This window comes from Salifodinibacter halophilus (assembly GCA_012999515.1).
In the GTDB taxonomy this organism is placed as follows: domain Bacteria; phylum Pseudomonadota; class Gammaproteobacteria; order Nevskiales; family Salinisphaeraceae; genus Salifodinibacter; species Salifodinibacter halophilus.
Map to the genome: position 1 here is coordinate 1 of JABEEB010000654.1, position 240 is coordinate 240.

At 52.1% G+C, this 240-nt stretch carries 1 protein-coding gene; it reads right to left on the reverse strand.

All coding sequences use genetic code 11. The features are described 5' to 3' along the window. Nucleotides 1–240: histidinol phosphatase (locus HKX41_13190; protein NNC25089.1), on the reverse strand; the 240-nt coding region annotated here is incomplete at both ends.

The following is a 240-nucleotide window of genomic DNA, read 5'->3' on the forward strand; positions in this document are numbered from 1 at the left end:
TGCCTTTGTCATAGCACATTTGCAGCAGCCGCGGATCGGGATACAGCTCGCCGACCGGCTTGCGCAGCCCGGCCGTGCTGATCTCGACGCACGTCTTCGAATTGGCGAGCGCTGTCGTTGCCCGGTCGTATTGCTCAAGCAAAAACTCTTCATCTTCCGGAACGTATTTAAAAATTTTCACCAAATCCAAATGGCCGATAATATCAAATAAGTTCGACTCGGCGAGCGTTACGACTTGGT